A 19,403-nucleotide genomic window follows, 5' to 3' on the forward strand; every position below is an offset into this window, starting at 1 on the left:
CCATCGAACCCCACTACAATATTGAGCCTTATATCTTGAGTGAACCCTTTTTGCTCAGGCGAACAACAGAGACTTCCATGACTGCCACTTTATCTGCTGAACATCCTGATTCCTCATTTTCTCCTGAGTCGGTACTGCGTGACGTATTTGGTTACCAAACTTTCCGTATCGGCCAAAAAGAGGTGATTGATGCAGCGGTGGCGGGACAAGACAGCTTAGTCATTATGCCAACGGGTGGTGGTAAGTCGCTCTGTTATCAAATACCAGCGTTGGTGCGTGGTGGGTTAACTCTCGTTATTTCGCCTTTGATCTCTTTGATGAAAGACCAAGTCGACCAGCTCAAAGCCAATGGTGTGGCTGCTGAATGTGTCAATTCCACCATGTCTCGTGAGGCGCTGATTTCGGTCTATAACCGTATTCATACCGGTCATCTCAAACTGTTGTATGTGTCCCCTGAGCGTGTGCTGACCAATGAGTTCATTGAGCGCTTGCAGTCGATTAATCTGTCGATGATTGCGGTTGATGAGGCGCACTGTATCTCACAATGGGGTCACGATTTTCGCCCTGAATACGCCGCATTAGGACAGCTAAAACGTCTGTTTCCTCAAGTACCGATGATGGCGCTAACCGCAACCGCTGATGACGCAACCCGCAGCGACATTTTAAGTCGTTTGAATCTGCAAGAACCGCATGTCTATTTGGGCAGTTTCGACCGTCCGAATATTCGCTACACCTTGATGGAAAAGCACAAGCCAGTGGCGCAAGTGGTGAAGTATCTCACCACGCAACATGGTCAGTGCGGCATCATTTATTGTGGCAGTCGCAAGAAAGTGGAAATGCTGACGGAGAAACTGTGCAACAACCACATTCGTGCCGCGGGCTATCATGCCGGTATGGATGCGGATGAGCGGGCATGGGTACAAGAAGCGTTTCAACGGGATGATCTTCAAATCGTCGTGGCAACCGTGGCCTTTGGTATGGGCATTAACAAACCCAACGTGCGCTTTGTGGTTCATTTCGATATTCCACGTAACATCGAATCGTACTATCAAGAGACGGGCCGAGCCGGTCGTGATGGTTTACCTGCGGAAGCAGTCATGCTTTATGACCCAGCCGATATTATTTGGCTGCGCCGCATGCTAGATGAAAAAGACGATGGTCCACAAAAGCAGGTGGAAACCCATAAGCTCAATGCGATGAGCAGTTTTGCCGAAGCGCAAACTTGTCGCCGCCAAGTTTTGCTTAATTACTTTGGTGAGTATCGTGAAAAGCCTTGTGGTAACTGCGATATTTGCCTCGATCCGCCGAAACATTTTAATGCTACGGTTGAAGCACGAAAGGCACTCTCATGTGTCTATCGCGTCACTCAAAACTTCGGTATCGGCTATGTAGTGGAAGTGTTGCGTGGTATGCAAAACATCCGTATCCGTGAAAATGGCCACGATAAGATTTCCACTTATGGCTTAGGTCGCGACCACAGTCATGATTATTGGGTGAGTATTTTCCGTCAGCTTATCCATAAAGGCATGCTGCATCAGAACATTACGCGTAACTCAACCTTGCAACTCACCGAAGAAGCTCGGCCTCTGCTGCGTGGTGATGTGGAACTTGAACTGGCAGTGCCACGTTTAGATACCGCAGCAAGAGCAGCAAAATCAGACAAGTTAACCAGTAAAAATTACGACAAGAAGCTATTTGCCAAATTGCGTAAGCTGCGTAAATCGATCGCCGATGAAGAAGAGATTCCACCTTACGTGGTGTTTAGCGATGCGACCTTAATTGATATGGCGGAAATATTGCCGACGTCGTATGGGGAGATGTTAGCAGTCAATGGTGTCGGTCAGCGCAAATTGGATAAATATGCCGATCCATTCTTGGATTTGATTCAGGAGCATTTGACCTATCATGGCTGAGTTTGCACTTAAAGCGTACCACGCTGAGCAAGGTGTCGTGGAAGTGGCAGTTGCCAATGTTTCTGTCGAAATGCTTCCCCAATTAGGCGAGCAGTTGGTTGGTTATCTGGATGCGCGAATTGTCGACCAGCAGCAGGACGCCGATCTCTACACTTTGCTGGTGGATTTTGAAGGCACTCAGCTTTTCCTCAAAGCGGAACACTACAGTGAATCTGTCTGGTTTGAGGCGCTAGCGCCGCAGAGCGCTCAGGAAGAACTCGCGTTTATTGCTCAGTTACTGCAGCGTAATCAATAAAAACGCCTCGAGTTTCGAGGCGTTTCTTAAGAATAAACAGTTTCTTACAGGCTACCGATAAATCCACCGGTTTGATGGTTCCACAACTGAGCATACACACCGTTGAGGGCTAACAACTCTTGGTGAGTTCCTTGCTCAATGATTTTACCCTCATCCATTACGATCAGACGGTCCATTGCCGCAATGGTCGATAGGCGGTGAGCAATCGCAATCACGGTTTTGTCTTCCATCAACACTTCCAAGTTTTCTTGAATGGCGGATTCCACTTCAGAATCGAGCGCGGAAGTGGCTTCATCCATGATCAAAATAGGTGCGTTTTTCAGTAGCACACGAGCAATGGCAATACGCTGTCTTTGGCCACCAGACAATTTCACACCACGTTCACCCACTTGAACGTCGTAGCCGTTATTACCCATCTCATCTTTCAAATCTTCAATAAACTCATGGGCATGAGCTTGTTTGGCTGCTTCAATAATCTGTTCCATCGACGCGCTTGGATCACCATAAAGGATGTTGTCTTTAATTGAGCGATGCAGCAAAGAAGTATCTTGGGTGATTAAACCAATCTGACGGCGCAGTGATTCTTGGGTAACGCCCGCAATTTCTTGTCCATCAATGGTAATCGCGCCCGATTGGATATCGTAAAAACGCAGGAGCAGATTCACCAGACTGGATTTGCCTGCGCCTGAACGACCCACAATACCGACTTTCTCTCCCGGCTTGAGTTGCAAATCCAACTGATTAAAGATGGCTTTACGTTCGTTATAACGAAAATCGACCTGATGAAAACCAATCGCACCTTGCGTCACTTGCAGTGGTTTCGCCTGCTTAGCATCGGTAATTTCAATGTCATTCGAGATGGTACGAATACTGTCTATCACGGTACCAATACTTTCAAACAGAGCGCGAATCTCCCACATGATCCATTTGGACATGCCCTGTAAACGCAAAGAAATGCTGATCACAATCGCAATCACACCTACGGTGACCGACTCATGTAACCACAGGTGAATGGAGAGGGCTGCAACAGAAAACAGCAGTAAGTAGTTGATGATATCGACACTATAAAGTAGCGCCGTTAGGGTGCGCATTTGACGATATACCGTCTGTAGAAACTGCTTCATACCTGATTCGGCATAGTCGGTTTCACGCTCTGCATGGGAAAACAGTTTAACGGTGGTGATGTTGGTGTACGTATCGACAATACGGCCAGTCATGGTCGACTGAGCATGAGCTTGTGCTGTGGAAATTTCTTTCAGGCGAGGTAAAAAGTACATCTGAATCAGGGCGTAAATCACCATCCAAATCAAGATAGGTACAACCAACACCTTATCGGCTTGACCAATCATCACTAGCATCGAAATGAGATACACCACAATGTACACCGTGAGATCGACCAGTTTCATCACGGTTTCTCGTACTGCGTTAGCACTTTGCATGACCTTAGTGGCGACTCGACCGGCAAAGTCACGTTGAAAGAAACCAATACTCTGTTTTAGCAGGTAACGGTGCACTAACCAACGAATCGACATTGGGTAGTTGCCCAAAATAGTTTGGTGCAGCAGCATCGAATGGACGAAAGCCAAGATCGGCATACCCACTAACACCAACAGCGCCATCATGGTCAAGGTGTGGCCTTGCTCTGCCCAGAAGTTATCGCGGCTTTGGGTGCTAAGGATATCAACAATATCCCCCATGTAACGAACTAAAGTCACTTCAGCAATAGCGACACAGGCACTGAGGATCGACATTGCCAGAAGGGGCTTTTCAAAACCACGCGTGTAGTAACGACAAAATCCAAAGAGGGTACGGGGCGGTTTCTGCGGGTCCCGTTGTGGAAACGCTTCAGTAAGACTTTCAAACCATTGGAACATGAGTGGACCTTTGTTTTGCATCAAATCGATGCGAAGTATTGGGTTACTGACTTTTCATCAAAGCAATAATCAGTAAAATAACGAATTCCGTATAGTAATGATAATTAAAACAGTTCTCAATATTGCCGACGAGGTGCGGGAGCTGGGAGGTCTAATCGATGTATACGTTGTCAAACGTAGAAATGATACGTGGCGGCAGAGTAATTCTCTCTGTTGATCAACTCTCAATTCCCACAGATAAATTAACCGTTGTTCTGGGCCACAATGGCTCAGGTAAGTCGACGTTAATGAGTTTACTCTCTGGCCAACAAGCACCTGATGCAGGACAAGTTCAACTTAATCAACAAGATGTAACTAAGTTTGATGCTAAGTCTTTAGCTAAACAGGTGGCATTTTTGCCGCAGAAGCTGCCTGCCAGTGCGGGATTAACGGTACGTGAGCTTGTTCGTTTAGGGCGTTTCCCATGGCGTGGCGCACTCGGTCGTTGGCGCAAAGAAGATGCTCAGATTATTGACACCGCGATGGAAAAGACGGGTGTAACCCCTTTCGCTGATACGTTAGTGGATGAACTCTCTGGCGGTGAACGGCAACGAGCTTGGGTTGCGATGCTACTTGCACAAGAATCGCCAGTGTTGATTTTAGATGAGCCGACCTCTGCGCTCGATATTCAACACCAATATCAGCTGATGGCATTACTAGCGGAACTAAACCAACAGCAGAACTGTGGCATTATCGTTATTTTGCATGACCTTAACTTAGCCTTGCGTTACGCCACTCATATTGTTGCCTTGAAGCAGGGGCGTATTGCGTTTTCTGGCGCTGCCGATGAGCTCAATGATGAAGAACGCTTATCCGATCTGTATCAAACACCGATTAGACTGATTCCTCACCCTCGTCCTGCGGATGATTCAACCACGAACAAGGTAGCGATAGTATGCGCGTAATGAAAAAACTCTCCATCCGTATGATGTTGCTGTGCTGTTCTATGGTTCTGAGTGCTCAAGTCTTTGCTGCGCCTATTACCGTTACCGATAGCCTTGGTCAACATACATTGCCTGGTATTCCGAAGCGAGTTGCGGCTTTAAACTGGGATATTCTAGAGCAAGTTATTGAGTTGGGTGTTACGCCCATTACTGCTACGGATATCGATTCCTATAAAGATTGGGTTGTCAAACCAGAGATTCCTGACAGCACTGAGAGTGTAGGGACTCGAGCAGAACCTAATTTAGAAAAAATCGCTCAGTTAAAGCCTGATGTGATTTTAATCTCTGATGCACAAAAAGAGCTGATGCCACGGTTACAGCAAATTGCGCCAGTCTTGCTGTATGCCAATTTTTCTGAGCAAGACAACCAAGGTGAAGTGGCGATCAAAGAATTTAAACAGCTTGCTCATCTGTTGGGTAAAGAAGCGGTTGCTAAACAGAAGCTTGAGCAGATGGATCAGCGCTTTACTGAGCTTAAAGCCCAATTGCATGACCATTTTGGACCTAAACTACCATCAGTGGTCACCATGCGTTTTGCCAATATGACATCAACCTTTATTTATACGCAAAACTCCATGGCTGATTATGTTTTAACGAAGCTCGGTTTAACCAATGCCATGCCCCTGCCTCCAGCCAAATGGGGTATCACGCAAAAGCCGATTGCTGATCTGCAGCATGTGACTCAAGGCTATGTGCTCTACATTCTGCCATTTGCCCAAGAAAAAGAACTGCAAAAGTCCTTTTTGTGGCGTGCTATGCCTTTTGTGCGCAATCATCACATCCAGTCGGTTGAATCGGTGTGGAGTTACGGCGGTGCGATGTCTTTGATGTTCACTGCTGAAGCCTTTACCGACAGCTTATTGAAGATGGCGCCGCAATCATGAATTGGAAAACACTCAGTGTTGGGGTGATGTTGGTCTTGTGTGCCACCCTAGCCAGTGTACAGATTCAGCAAGCCTTACCTTGGTTTACTCAATGGCATCTGCTGATGAATCCGCAAGATGCAGAATCGTTTAATGATTTCAATTTTGTCTATGCCCAATTGCCCCGAGCGGTCATGACATTAATGGTCGGCGCTATGCTGGGTCTGGTTGGTAGTTTGATGCAGCAGTTGACGCAAAACTCGCTCACGTCACCATTAACCATGGGAACCTCATCTGGTGCATGGTTGGGATTGATCATTTTAAATATCTGGTGGCCTGAAGCGGCGAAAGATTCCAGTGCGATTGTTGCGATGGCTGGCTCTTTGATTGCGTTTGGTTTGATTTTGTTGATCGCTGGCATGGAAAACATGACTGGTTTGCCGTTGGTTATCTCCGGTATGGTGATCAACATTCTGCTGGGTGCTATCGCTAGCGCAGTAGTTTTGTTGCATCAAGAATACGCGCAAAACGTCTTTATGTGGGGCGCTGGCGATTTGGCACAAAATGGTTGGGAGTGGATTGAGTGGTTGTGGCCACGTTTGCTACCGGCAGTTTTACTCTTAATTTTTGCTCCGCGTATTTTGACGCTATTACGCCTTGGTCACGAAGGGGCACAAGCTCGCGGTTTGTCAGTCATTCCGGCTTTCTTCATTTTAATGATCGTTGGTATATGGCTGGTATCGGCTTCAATTACTGCTGTAGGACTGATTGGATTTGTTGGCCTTCTCACACCAAACTTTGTTCGTGCTCTTGGCGCCAGAACGCCGCAACAAGAACTGCTTGGCAGCTTGGTTTTCGGTGCGCTACTGCTGTTAGTGACCGATATTTTGGCCCAGTCGATGAGCATGTGGCTTGGACAAGTAGTACCTAGCGGTGTAACAGCCGCAGCCATTGGTGCTCCAGCATTGATTTGGTTTAGCCGTCGTAAACTGAAAGCCCAAGATGGGCTAGCTGTGCAATTACCGGGGTCACTAAGCGCAATGAGTTGGCGATTAGTGACGTTATTCATCGCTCTTTTTGTGGTGGGCGCACTTTGTTATTTCATGGTGCAACCTAGTGATGCCACGTGGCAGGTGGCGCTACCGTCAGAATATCAATGGATACTGCGTTGGCCACGGGCACTGACGGCAATAGGAACCGGTATTGGCTTGGCGTTAGCTGGCACGATTTTACAGCGGATGATCTACAACCCGCTCGCCAGCCCAGATATTTTAGGGGTTTCCTCTGGTGCGACTTTCGCTTTAGTGTTCTCAAGCTTGTTCTTTGGTCAATCACTGTTGTCTATGCAGTGGGGCACAGCGTTAGTAGGCAGTATGGTGGTATTGGCCATTATGTTGTTCCTTGGTCGACGCCATCAATATGCGCCCTCAAGTGTGATTTTAACTGGTATTGCTCTTTCCGCTTTACTGCAGGCGTTTGTGCAGTTCTGTTTGGCGAAAGGCAACCAAGATAGCTACCAAATACTGCAATGGTTGGCGGGGTCAACCTATCGTGTGACGGGTTCGCAAGCACTGCTATTGGTTGGGCTAATTGCGGTCATGTTGGTGCTGAGTTTAGCGTCATCGCGCGGTTTAACATTACTGTCGATTAGCCGTGAATTTGCTCAAGCTCGCGGTCTGAATACCTCGTTAATGTCATTGTTATTGCTCACGTTAGTGGCCCTTTTGTGTGCTGTGGTCACTGCCACCATGGGACCTGTTTCCTTTGTTGGCTTAGTGGCGCCGCACCTAGCGCGAATGCTGGGGGCGCAGCACTCGCGGTCACAGCTGTTATTAGGCAGTTTGATTGGTGCAACGGCTATGTTGTGGGCGGATTGGTTGGGGCAAGTCATGCTTTATCCGAACCAAATTGCGGCAGGAACCCTCGTTGCGATTATAGGTGCGCTATACTTCTTAGGACTGCTGATATTTAATCGTGTTCGGCAGCGATTAGCGTTTTAATCCCCAGATAAAAAGGAGAAACACGGACTGTTTCTCCTTTTGTTTTTTTTGCGGTTCCATAAATCCTACCTATTTTATGCTCAGCGTTCTTATCCCATTGATAATGCGTGGTTATTCTACATGTTGCATTGTTGAAAACCATTCTCATTACCATTAATATAATTGGTAATACAAATTATTATTATTAACAATTCATTCATAATTATTCTCAAGCAGGGGTTACCATGTCATCTTTTCGTCTATCTCGTGTCGGGATGGGAGTGCTTATGGCGCTTTCTCTCGGTTCAACCGTTTCTGCTCAAGCGGCGGATGCAACTACAGATAAAACAACGTCTTCAAGTGATCAGGTAGAAACCATTACGGTTCACGGTTCACAAGTTGATATTGGTGGCGAATATCAGGGTGGTCAGGTAGCTCGCGCGAGTCGCGCTGGATTGTTAGGTAATGTGGACATGATGGACTCGCCATTTTCCACAACCAGTTACACATCTCAGTTAATCGCAGATCAACAAGCGAAAAGTGTTGCGGATGTTTTGCAAAACGACCCAACAGTACGTGTTGCTAAGGGCTTTGGTAACTTCCAAGAACTGTACATGATTCGTGGCTTTAACGTTTACTCAGATGATATGACGCTAAATGGCGTCTACGGTATTTTGCCACGCCAGTTTGTTGCCGCAGAAATGATGGAACGTGTTGAAGTGTTCCGTGGTGCTAATACCTTCCTCAATGGTGCCGCGCCTGGTGGCAGTGCGATTGGTGGATTGGTGAATATCGTTCCTAAGCGTGCCGGCAGTGAACCGCTAAACCGAGTTACATTGGGTACCCAAACCGGTGGTCAAGGTTATGCTGCGATGGATTGGAGTCGCCGTTTTGGTGCAGAACAATCAGATGGTCTGCGTATTAACATTGTTGGTCGTGATGGCGAAGATGGTGTTGATGATCAAGATACTCAATTGGGCGCGATGAGCATTGGATGGGATCACCAAGATGATAAACTGCGTTTATCTGCTGACTTTGGTTATCAAGACAGTCATATCGACAGTCCTCGTCCAAGTGTAACGCCAAGTGGTAGTGCTCCTTCTACACCGAATGCATCATCAAACTATGCTCAAGATTGGACCTACACTGATGAAAAACAACTGTTTGGAGTGGTTCGCGGTGAGTACGATTTATCTGACACTACGACAGCGTGGGTAGCGGTTGGTGGTCGCCACGGCAAAGAACACAACTTGTTGGGGAACCCAACATCCGACAGTTCTGGAAATGTCACGATTTATGCTTATGAAAACGTACGTGAAGACAACATTATTTCCGCAGACTCTGGTATTCGTCATGAGTTTGAAACCGGGGATATTGGTCACTCTCTCGTACTTTCAGCCTCTGCTTATCACGCCGCATTGGCGAATGCTTATACTATGACTAGCTCATACAGCGCTGGTTCACTTTATGATTATTCGCAATCTGCTCAGTCAACGTCTGTCGCATACAGTGGTGGCGATCTGGATGATCCAGAAGTGACTGAGCGAGACAACTATTCCAGCCTTGCTTTGGCTGATACGTTGTCCATGTTCGATGATCAAGTCAAATGGACGATCGGTGGACGTTATCAGCGTATCGATGTCACAACGTATGATTACAATGGGAAAAATGGCGATCAATACGCTAAAAATGCGGTAACTCCGTTCACTGGTGTTGTTTATCAGCCAACGTTGGAATGGTCACTTTATGCAAACTATGCAGAGTCACTATTACCAGGTGATACGGCTCCTACTACGCATACCGTAAGTGGGTCTGCAGTGCCTGTTACCAACGCTGGTGAAGTCATGTCACCATTACGCTCTAAACAGTACGAAACTGGTGCAAAATACGATAACGGTTCATATGGCGCAACCGTCAGCCTATTCCAAATCAGCAAACCTAGTTACCGTTACTCTGGTAATACTTATACTGACAATGGCGAGCAGCGTAACCGAGGAATTGAGCTATCTGGATTTGGTCAAGTCTTTGACCAGGTGAAAGTGTTAGGTGGCGTAACGTTGATCGATGCTGAACTTGTTAAAACAAGTGATGGTTCTGATGAAGGCAACAATGTGATCGGTGTGCCTGAAGTCACCGCAAACTTGAACTTAGAGTGGGCGACGCCATTTGTTGATGGTCTGACTTTTGAAGGCCGTACTGTTTACACCGGTTCTCAATATATTGATGAGTCAAATGATAATAAAATCCCATCTTGGACGCGTTTTGACCTAGGTGCTCGTTACAAAATGACGGTAGATAAGAAACCACTGACATTACGTGCACGTGTTGAGAACGTGACCGATAAAGATTATTGGGCATCTGCTGGTGGTTACCCAGGCAGTAACTATCTAGTACAAGGTGCTCCTCGTACAGTCATGATTTCAGCAAGTTACGATTTCTAATCGCTTCTCAAATATTCAAGCCAGTCCAAGTGACTGGCTTTTTTATGGGTTGTATAGAGCTGATATTCTGAAGTTGGAATCGTTCTCAAAAAATGACAGAACAAAATGCTGTAAATGTGATTTTCTATATAAAACATAATGTTGTAATGTGATTTTTATCCAACAAATAGTAACCGTAAAACCATTCATGTTATTTATCATTTATCTTGCGTCAGCCATTAATTGTGATGGTAATGAGTAGAGATCACAGGATGAATAAACAGTCTATTTTTCGCTTAACTGCATTGGCGTCGGGCATGATGGTTTTACCGAATGCTTGGGCTGGTGTAGAGGGATATGCTTCGCTAAACGGTGGCACAACTGGCGGCGAAGGCGGTCAAGTGGTGTATGCCACCACAGGGACAGAAATCAATGAAGCAATGTGTAATCGCGCGAGTGATGATACTCCGCTGATCATTTATGTCACTGGCACTATCAATCATGCGAACACTGAAAAAGCTTCTGGAAGTTGCAGCACGTCGGATACTGCTATCCAATTTAAAGGGGTGAGCAATATCTCTTTGATTGGTAAAGGTGAAGCTCTGTTCGATGAGATTGGTATTCACCTGCGTGAAGCGTCTAACATCATTATTCGTGATGTACACGTGCGTAATGTGAAAAAATCTGGCTCACCAATCTCTAACGGTGGTGATTCAATTGGTCTAGAGAAAAACGTGCATAACGTTTGGATTGATCACAATGAACTTGAAGCGTCTGGCGGTGAAAAAGATGGCTATGACTCTTTGATTGATATGAAAGCGACAGTGCAATATGTCACTGTGTCGTATAACTATTTACACCATTCAGGACGTGGTGGTTTGATTGGTTCTAGCGATAACGATACCGAAAATACTTTTATTACGTTCCATCACAACCGTTATGAGGATATCGATTCTCGCTTGCCCCTTTTACGTCATGGAACGGTACACGCTTACAACAACTACTATAAAAATGTCTCAAAGTCTGGGATGAATCCGCGTATCGGTGGGCAAATCAAAGCGGAACATAATGTCTTTGAAAATGTGCAAAACCCGATTGGTACTTTCTATACCGACGATATGGGCTATTGGGATATCAGTGGTAACAAGTTTATTGACGTGACTTGGTTGGATAATTCGACCAACCATCCTGCTGGCCCAGATCCTGTTTCCACCACCTCAATTTCAGTTCCATACAGCTACGATGTCGATAACGCAGATTGTGTCGTCTCAGTTGTGTTGGCAACAGCGGGTTATGATAAAGACGATGCGGTTTCATCGGGTACATGCAGTACTGATTCCCAAGCGAGTAATGCTTCTGATCAATCCACTGAAACGGGAACGGAACCAGCGGATAGCTCGGCTACCGATGACAGTGATTCATCTGCGACAGCGACCAGCACCAAAGAGCTAGGTGATAATCTATCGTTGAATGCCAGCTCTGATGGTAACGGCAAATCTCATGGTAGCTATGGCGATGTGCGTGATGGTGATATCACTACTTATTGGGCTCCTAAAGGTAAAACTGGCCGTGTATCAATTAAGTGGGATAGCCAACAAACCATCAATACTCTTGTGATTACGGAAGCGAGTGACTTTGCAGAGCAGATTACCGGATGGCAAGTCGTCAACAACGATACTGGTGATGTATTAGCGACTGGCACTGCAGCGGGCACTATCACCTTTGCTGATGTGAGTTTAAAGAAAGTGAACTTTGTGATTACGTCAAGTTCAGGTAAGCCAACTGTGGCTGAGTTTGAAACTTACTACGCTAAATAACCTCATCTTTACTTAAGTATTTGGAGCGGAGAATCTGGTGTTTTTCATCAAATGCTCTGCTCTATTCCTTTTTTTGAACCTATCTATCAATGACTCAGTGGTATTGTTCCTGTTTTGGGAACTCCATTCCGTATCTCAATATTCTGACACTTTCTCGATGTTCAAATGACATCTGGCTGTTTAGGATCGTTCCCGATTTGTACCATGTTTGCTCTATCAGAGTCTCAATGGTGCATCTGTAGCTATGGATGATATGTAAGCAATGCCATATGATATAACATAACAATTTGTAGGGTTATGCTACAGAAAGCTATGTTGATGTAGGTGAATGAAACACAAATCGCGTTGCTAATTCATTTCATCATGTGTGTATTTAACGTCGACCGACACTTACTCAGGTGAGTAACGGGCGCCTTTTCTTCTGATAATCATGAACCATTTTATTGAACATCAAAACGATGAATGTGTTGTTTATAATGACAGTGGTGAGGTATTACTTGCCTTAATGGGCTCGCTACAACCCGTCTATGGGATTGATAGAACGAGTGTTTACTGCTTTGAATATCTCTCTGAAGTGTCATTCAACCGTGGTGAAGAATACGGGTTCGGTAATCCATTTCTTGAGATGGATGAACGGAGTATGCGTAATCTTGTGTTATGTCAGTTAAAACATGGCGCTAAGTTTGTTGAGCAATACCATCAGAAAGTCGCATTCAATGTCGACACAGAAGATCTCAGTAATGATGAATTTGTCGCTCAGCTAGTCAAGCTATGTCCTGCTAATTTGATTTTGGAATTGAATGGATATTATCTCGACTCGAGCGAAGCCCCATCCTTTATCACTAATGTCAAAGCACTAAAACGACAAGGGATCGAGCTTTGGCTGGATGGTTACGATCCAAGAAACTCACGTCATAACCAGTTTTTAAAGCTGAAGCTGTGGGATGGCATTAAGCTTGATGCGGATTTTTCTTCTCCTCTTATGCAAACGAAAGCACCTCTGAGTATTCTCGATAAGCTAAAGACTTACGCCGAAAAAGTGATTTTAACTGGCGTATCCCGTCCAGGTGGAGAGCTGTTTGCTAAAGGTCGTCAGCTTTATTCGCAAGGTAACTTTTATGGTTATCCAATCGCGATTGGGGATATCGAAGAATTTTTTGTCGCTGAGAGATGCTATTCCTAATAATAGTGATAGTTTTTATTTTTAGAGCTATTACTCTGAATAAAATTCAACGATACGGTTAATTTGTTAATTTCTATAAAATTATTAAATGCAGCATATGTTCCTAAATTAGTTGAATCAATTATATAAGTTTACGATCTGCAGAAAATTATCGAGGAGAACAAGCTACCCAAGTTGCGAAAGAGTGTGGATTTAAACACTACTCCTATTTTTCACGGGTATTCAAAGAACACTATGGCATAGCACCTTCTGAGATAAAAAAGCAGAATTTCCTTTTCTCTGAATAACCCATAGAAAAAGCCCTTGTAAACAAGGGCTCGATTTTAAACTCGATTATCCTAATCTTATTCGATGTTCTGGATCTGCTCGCGCATTTGCTCGATAAGCACTTTGAGTTCAACACCAGATGCTGTGATATCAGTGCTGATGGATTTTGACGCTAGCGTGTTCGACTCACGGTTAAACTCCTGCATCATGAAATCTAAGCGACGACCACATGCGCCACCTTTTTTCAGGATGTTGTGTGCTTCTTTCACATGAGAGTCTAGGCGGTCTAACTCTTCTGCTACGTCAGATTTTTGTGCTAATAGGATCATCTCTTGTTCAATACGAGTTGGATCCATTTCCACTTTTGCTTCTTCGAACTTAGTCACTAGACGTTCACGTTGCCAATCAATAATTTCTGGCATGCGAGCGCGCACTTTTACGACTTCTTCGCTAATCGCAGTCAGACGTTGTTCGATCAGCTCTTTCATGTTCGCGCCTTCACGACCACGAGTTTCAATAAACTCAGTGACTGCACTATCGAATCCATCCAATAAAGCCTTATTGATCACATCCATATCTTGTTCAGGGGTTTCCATTACGCCTGGCCATTGCATAACTTGGAATGGATTGATGCGGCTAAGCTCACCAGTCATATGCATGATTTGGTTAGCGGCTTTAATGACTTGCTCTGCGAGTGCTTCATTAATGATCAGATCACTTTGTGCGGCTTGGTTTGCTTCAAATCTCAAGCTGCATTCTACTTTACCGCGAGCTAAGCGTTGACGAAAACGCTCGCGCAGCACAGGCTCTAGACCGCGGAACTGCTCTGGTAAACGGAAGTAGGTTTCTAAATAACGCTGGTTAACCGAACGAATTTCCCAAACGGCACTGCCCCAGTCACCTTTCACTTCTTTGCGTGAATACGCGGTCATGCTGTAAATCATCAATGTGTCCTTAGCTTCAAACTTAAAAGGCAATTTCTAAACTTGGCTCATAGTAACATAGAATAAGGCCAAGGAATTAGCTTACCGATTTGGAGTGGATAAAGGGAAAAGGTTTTCTACCATATAGTGATAGTTGATGGGGTAGGAAGCGATAGGAAATTCCGCTATAATCTGCGCCCAATCGATTACATCTCACCCAACTAAGGCAGAGAAATATGCGTCCAAACAACCGTGCGGCTGATCAAGTTCGTCCTATTAAAATCACTCGCAATTACACCGCTTATGCAGAAGGTTCTGTATTAGTCGAGTTTGGTAATACTAAAGTGTTATGCAATGCCACGGTTGAAGAGAGCGTGCCACGTTGGCTTAAAGGCCAAGGTAAAGGTTGGGTGACCGCTGAATACGGTATGTTGCCACGTGCAACGCATTCACGTACACGCCGTGAAGCAACCAACGGTAAACAGGGCGGCCGTACGATGGAAATCCAGCGCCTGATCGCACGTAGCTTGCGTGCTGTGGTTGACCTTGAAGTCATGGGCGAAATCATGATTACCGTTGATTGTGATGTGATTCAAGCGGATGGCGGCACTCGTACTGCATCGATTACTGGTGCATGCGTTGCAATGGCCGATGCGTTTGCTTTGCTGGTGAAACAAGGCAAATTGAAAAAGAACCCGATGAAAGGTTTAGTGGCTGCCGTTTCTGTAGGTATTTTAGGTGACGATGTTCTGTGTGATTTAGAGTACGTTGAAGATTCTAATGCAGATACCGATATGAATGTGGTGATGACCGAAGAAGGTAAGATGATTGAAATTCAGGGTACCGCAGAAGGTGAACCGTTCAGTCACGAGCAGTTAATGCAATTATTAGAGAGCGCCAAGAAAGGCATCGCTGATATTGTTCAAGTGCAAAAAGAAGCACTGGCCAGTTAGTTTTTAAAATAGCTCCTTATTTAAGGGGCTATTTTTTTGCGTTTTTCTCACCACCAGGGGGAAATGGTTTGGACGCCATCCGGTGGTGGGAACACATTCAAAAGAGCACATTAGGTAGGAAGAGAGAGATTAAAATGAAAGCGTACCAGCGTGAGTTTATTGAGTTTGCCCTAGAGCGTGAAGTGCTGAAATTTGGTGAGTTTACTCTGAAATCCGGACGTAAAAGCCCATATTTCTTTAACGCTGGTCTGTTTAATACCGGAAGTGATTTGGCTCGTCTAGGCCGTTTTTATGCAGCAGCGTTGGCTGATTCTGGCATTGAGTTCGATGTGCTATTTGGCCCTGCGTATAAAGGGATTCCAATAGCGACAACCACAGCAGTCGCATTGGCGGATCACCACAACATCGATACACCATACTGTTTTAACCGTAAAGAAGCGAAAGACCACGGTGAAGGCGGCAACTTGGTGGGGAGTGCTTTGGCAGGACGTATCATGCTGGTTGATGATGTGATTACCGCAGGTACCGCCATTCGTGAATCGATGGACCTTATTCAACATCATGGCGCAGATTTGGCCGGCGTACTTGTGGCGATTGACCGCCAAGAAAAAGGCAAAGGCGAATTGTCAGCGATTCAAGAAGTGGAACGTGACTTTGGCTGTAGTGTGATTTCGATTGTTAGCCTAACGGATTTGATCGCTTATCTAGAAGAGCGTGGCACCAATGCTGAGCAGCTAGAAGCAGTAAAAGAGTACCGTGCTCAATACGGTATTTAATGATCTAAGTTGAATGGTTTATTCTGTATTCAGAATAAAGTGCACTAAGACAAAGCGCCCAGTAGGGCGCTTTTTTTGTTCGATGGTCATCGCCTATTTATAACGGCGTCCAACTTTGTAATCAGGATTGGATTCGTGTTTAAAGCGGCGGTGCAGCCACATCCATTGTTCTGGTGCGCGCAGAATAAGCTCTTCTACAAACTTATTCATGTAACCTGCAGCGGCAACTGCGTCTCTTTGAGGAAAATCAGCATCGATGGCTTTGTCGGCCATGATGTCGTATTTCCCTTGTTGGTTTCTGAAACCAGAGCCAATTACAATGCCGCACTTACTGAGTTTGGCCAAAATACTGGTCCCCGTTGTTGTGCAGGCATCTTCTACCGCAAATAACGGCACATAAGCCGCGTTCTTTTTGCCATAGTCATGATCAGGTAAGTAAAACAGGCGGTCTCCTTCACGCATCACACGCACCATCTGTTTTAGATCTTTACGGTCAACGACGCGATTACCATTGTGAGTACGCCCCCAATACTGAATAAAGTTATACGCTGGGTTATCGTGTGGGCGAAAAACACCATAACCAGATAAACCAATCACAGCGAAAGCGCGAGCCGTGATCTCTAGATTCAAAGCGTGGACACAGCAGAGAAGCACGCCCTTACCCTGTTCTTCATAGTCACGTAGAGGCTGAGTGTTATGCTCGATGATATGACGTTTAAAACGGCATGTCGGCCAAAACCAAGCAATGCCGGTTTCAACCAAACCAGCGCCCGTATTTTTGAAGTTCTCTAGGACAAAGCGATCAATTTCAATCTGGCTCATCTCGGGGAACGCCAATTCAAGATTTCGTCTTGCTGTGCGCACACGGCCTTTAGCAAAGCGCATCGAGAATTTACCCAATCCTCTCCCCATCGCGAGTAGCCATGAATAAGGCATTGCATTCACAAAGAGTGCCAGCAGGCCAAAGCCAATCCATACTCCCCAGTACTTTGGAGCTAATAGCGCATAGGTGAATTTGGGATTGTCTAAATTTACGTTTTGATTCATTCGTGTTACTTACATATTGAATTCTTAAATTTGAACAAATTTCGTTCTATTTCGGGGTTCTTACAAAAGTTGAGCGCTAAGTAGTGCCCAATACTGGTCGAAGTTTTCAGTAGGAAGGTATTTAAAATCGGAGCGAACAAAACGGTTGAGGCTACCTTCTACTTGACCAAGCAATTGTGCTGCAAGAATGCTTTCATCGACAGGAAATGACTTGCCTTCACGAATTTTACGTTCACGTAAAATTTGGCGTAGTGAGGTTTCAATCCGTTCAAAAAGCTGGTTAATGCGTTCACGTAAGCGCTCATTTTCAAACATTAGAGCATGACCAGAAAGTATTCGTGTTAAGCCTGGGTTACGTTCAGCGAATACCAGCAATAGCTGCAGTACGAGACGGATACGATTTAATGTGTCTTTTTCTTCATCAAAAATACGGTTAATTCGGGTCATTAACGACTCTTCGATGAATTCTATGAGCCCTTCAAACATGCGGGCTTTGCTTGGAAAATGGCGATAAAGAGCCGCTTCGGATACACCGACTTGTTTTGCCAGTTTGGCGGTTGTGATGCGCGATGCACCTTCATGTGACTCCAACATCTCAGCTAAGGCTTGGAGAATTTCTTCACGACGATTCGATTTCTTAGTGCCGGCCATAACCCGATTTTTCCTTATGCTTACCACTACGTTATCTTGAGAACTTTGATCGTTGATAGGACGTATTGAGCTCAATACGTCCTGCGCTGTTACTCTAAAGCTTGTTATTAATTAATAGCATCAGGGACTGCGCGAGTTGTGCTTTACTTGCTAAAGGCAAGCTTTGCTCACAATCACGACCATAAATGGTGAGCGCGTTATCGTTACTATTGAACCCCTGACCTGCAATAGAAACATCGTTCGCACAAATCATGTCGAGATTTTTCTTAAGCAATTTGCTGCGAGCGTATTTTTCTACGTCCTGCGTTTCTGCAGCAAAGCCAACCGTAAACGGTCGGTTTTCTGTCATCGCACCAACGGAGGCAACGATATCAGGATTTTTTACCATAGTAATGACAAGGTTATCATTCTCGTCGGTTTTTTTGATTTTGTGCTCAGCAATCGACTCAGGGCGATAATCCGCCACTGCGGCGCAGCCGATGAAAATATCGTACGATGCGGCATGATTCATCACCGCTTGGTGCATGTCGACTGCCGAGATGACATCTATGCGCTGCACTCCAGCCGGGGTTGCAAGAGACACTGGACCTGCGATAAGTGTGACTTTGGCACCTAGGTTTGCCGCTGCCTCTGCAATGGCAAAGCCCATTTTGCCTGAACTGTGGTTCGACAGGTAACGAACGGGATCGAGCGCTTCACGAGTTGGGCCAGCCGTGAGCAACACACTTTTTCCGTCAAGAGGCTTTGGGCCGAAAAAGGCCTCACAGCGATGGACTAATTCCATTGGATCGAGCATACGACCAGGACCTACATCACCACACGCTTGTTCACCGGCATCAGGACCCCAAATGGTGTAACCGCGGCGAGTGAGTGTTGCGAGATTCTCTTGCGTTGCCACATTGCGATACATCTGCTGATTCATCGCAGGAGAGACAACCACTGGCGCATCCGTTGCAAGCACTAACGTCGATAATAGGTCATTGCCCATCCCCGCACTGACACGCGCAATTAAGTCAGCTGTTGCTGGTGCGAGTAGCACTAGGTCTGCCCATTTCGCGAGCTCAATGTGACCCATGGACGCTTCCGCTGCAGGATCAAATAAGCTATCAGAAACAGGTTTTCCTGATACCGCTTGCATGGTTAATGGAGTGATAAAGGCTTCCGCTGCTTTGGTCATAACCACGCGGACTTCTGCACCGCGTTCAATCAGGCGGCGTGTTAACTCTGCACATTTGTAAGCAGCGATACCGCCGCTGATACCAAGCAGAATTTTCTTTCCTGCTAATGTTTGCATTCTGGGTTCCTCAAAAATTCTGAGCGCTATGCTAGCACAACTCCCAAAATATGTCAGAGCCAGGCTAACTCCTCATCAGAAAACAAAAAAGATCGCTAATTGAGTAAAACATAAACGACGTCAACCTTATTGAATCTCGAATGTGAGATAGTTACTTATAAACAA

16 protein-coding genes are annotated in these 19,403 nt (G+C 45.5%); 11 read left to right on the forward strand and 5 right to left on the reverse strand.

What is annotated here, in order from left to right; genetic code table 11:
* Positions 1 to 77: 77 nt before the first annotated feature.
* Positions 78 to 1,913, forward strand: coding sequence for an ATP-dependent DNA helicase RecQ (gene recQ, locus OCV11_RS00485; RefSeq protein WP_261894274.1), 1,836 nt, complete (start codon positions 78 to 80; stop codon positions 1,911 to 1,913).
* Positions 1,906 to 2,208 (forward strand): DUF3630 family protein, encoded by a 303-nt coding sequence (locus tag OCV11_RS00490; RefSeq protein ID WP_261894276.1) that lies wholly within the window; start codon positions 1,906 to 1,908, stop codon positions 2,206 to 2,208. The genes recQ and OCV11_RS00490 overlap by 8 nt, the downstream gene beginning before the upstream one ends.
* 44 nt (positions 2,209 to 2,252) lie before the next feature.
* On the opposite strand, the gene OCV11_RS00495 is transcribed toward OCV11_RS00490, so the two are convergent.
* Positions 2,253 to 4,082, reverse strand: coding sequence for an ABC transporter ATP-binding protein (locus OCV11_RS00495; protein WP_261894278.1), 1,830 nt, complete (start codon positions 4,080 to 4,082; stop codon positions 2,253 to 2,255).
* 158 nt (positions 4,083 to 4,240) lie between these two features.
* Between OCV11_RS00495 and OCV11_RS00500 the strand changes: the two genes are divergently transcribed.
* From OCV11_RS00500 to OCV11_RS25025, 7 genes are all read left to right on the forward strand, one after another.
* Positions 4,241 to 5,026, forward strand: coding sequence for an ABC transporter ATP-binding protein (locus tag OCV11_RS00500; RefSeq protein ID WP_261894279.1), 786 nt, complete (start codon positions 4,241 to 4,243; stop codon positions 5,024 to 5,026).
* The gene (locus tag OCV11_RS00505; protein ID WP_261894280.1) at positions 5,017 to 5,949 is read left to right on the forward strand and encodes an ABC transporter substrate-binding protein; all 933 of its coding nucleotides are present in this window, start codon (positions 5,017 to 5,019) and stop codon (positions 5,947 to 5,949) included. The genes OCV11_RS00500 and OCV11_RS00505 overlap by 10 nt, the downstream gene beginning before the upstream one ends.
* Positions 5,946 to 7,928 carry a Fe(3+)-hydroxamate ABC transporter permease FhuB gene (gene fhuB / locus OCV11_RS00510; RefSeq protein ID WP_261894282.1) on the forward strand — a complete coding sequence of 661 codons (1,983 nt, stop codon included), beginning with the start codon at positions 5,946 to 5,948 and terminating at the stop codon, positions 7,926 to 7,928. The genes OCV11_RS00505 and fhuB overlap by 4 nt, the downstream gene beginning before the upstream one ends.
* Before the next feature lie 224 nt (positions 7,929 to 8,152).
* Entirely contained in the window at positions 8,153 to 10,348 is a 2,196-nt protein-coding gene (locus tag OCV11_RS00515; protein ID WP_261894283.1) for a TonB-dependent receptor, read from the forward strand.
* A gap of 251 nt (positions 10,349 to 10,599) precedes the next feature.
* On the forward strand, positions 10,600 to 12,144 hold the full coding sequence (locus OCV11_RS00520) for a pectate lyase family protein (protein ID WP_261894284.1): 1,545 nt from the start codon (positions 10,600 to 10,602) through the stop codon (positions 12,142 to 12,144).
* Between the two features lie 430 nt (positions 12,145 to 12,574).
* Complete coding sequence (locus OCV11_RS00525; protein WP_261894286.1) at positions 12,575 to 13,327, forward strand: EAL domain-containing protein; 753 nt, start codon at positions 12,575 to 12,577, stop codon at positions 13,325 to 13,327.
* 125 nt (positions 13,328 to 13,452) lie between these two features.
* The gene (locus OCV11_RS25025) at positions 13,453 to 13,614 is read left to right on the forward strand and encodes a helix-turn-helix domain-containing protein (protein WP_373332809.1); all 162 of its coding nucleotides are present in this window, start codon (positions 13,453 to 13,455) and stop codon (positions 13,612 to 13,614) included.
* Positions 13,615 to 13,671: 57 nt separating this feature from the next.
* Here the strand turns inward: OCV11_RS25025 and OCV11_RS00530 are convergent, their stop codons facing one another.
* On the reverse strand, positions 13,672 to 14,538 hold the full coding sequence (locus tag OCV11_RS00530) for a YicC/YloC family endoribonuclease (protein WP_261894287.1): 867 nt from the start codon (positions 14,536 to 14,538) through the stop codon (positions 13,672 to 13,674).
* A gap of 215 nt (positions 14,539 to 14,753) precedes the next feature.
* On the opposite strand from OCV11_RS00530, the gene rph reads away from it, so the two are divergent.
* Together rph and pyrE are read left to right on the forward strand one after the other, a co-directional pair.
* Entirely contained in the window at positions 14,754 to 15,470 is a 717-nt protein-coding gene (rph, locus tag OCV11_RS00535) for a ribonuclease PH (RefSeq protein ID WP_261894288.1), read from the forward strand.
* A gap of 134 nt (positions 15,471 to 15,604) precedes the next feature.
* Positions 15,605 to 16,246: an orotate phosphoribosyltransferase gene (gene pyrE, locus OCV11_RS00540; RefSeq protein ID WP_261894289.1), complete on the forward strand. Its 642-nt coding sequence runs from the start codon at positions 15,605 to 15,607 to the stop codon at positions 16,244 to 16,246.
* 93 nt (positions 16,247 to 16,339) lie between these two features.
* Here pyrE and lpxL read toward each other — a convergent pair whose 3' ends face one another.
* The 3 genes from lpxL to coaBC form a co-directional block, all read right to left on the reverse strand.
* Positions 16,340 to 17,293, reverse strand: coding sequence for an LpxL/LpxP family Kdo(2)-lipid IV(A) lauroyl/palmitoleoyl acyltransferase (lpxL, locus tag OCV11_RS00545; RefSeq protein WP_261894290.1), 954 nt, complete (start codon positions 17,291 to 17,293; stop codon positions 16,340 to 16,342).
* A gap of 60 nt (positions 17,294 to 17,353) precedes the next feature.
* The gene (gene slmA / locus OCV11_RS00550) at positions 17,354 to 17,944 is read right to left on the reverse strand and encodes a nucleoid occlusion factor SlmA (protein ID WP_261894292.1); all 591 of its coding nucleotides are present in this window, start codon (positions 17,942 to 17,944) and stop codon (positions 17,354 to 17,356) included.
* A 94-nt stretch (positions 17,945 to 18,038) separates the two neighbouring features.
* The gene (gene coaBC, locus OCV11_RS00555) at positions 18,039 to 19,238 is read right to left on the reverse strand and encodes a bifunctional phosphopantothenoylcysteine decarboxylase/phosphopantothenate--cysteine ligase CoaBC (protein WP_261894294.1); all 1,200 of its coding nucleotides are present in this window, start codon (positions 19,236 to 19,238) and stop codon (positions 18,039 to 18,041) included.
* Positions 19,239 to 19,403 lie beyond the last annotated feature (165 nt).

The sequence above is a fragment of the Vibrio porteresiae DSM 19223 genome, assembly GCF_024347055.1.
Lineage (GTDB): Bacteria > Pseudomonadota > Gammaproteobacteria > Enterobacterales > Vibrionaceae > Vibrio > Vibrio porteresiae.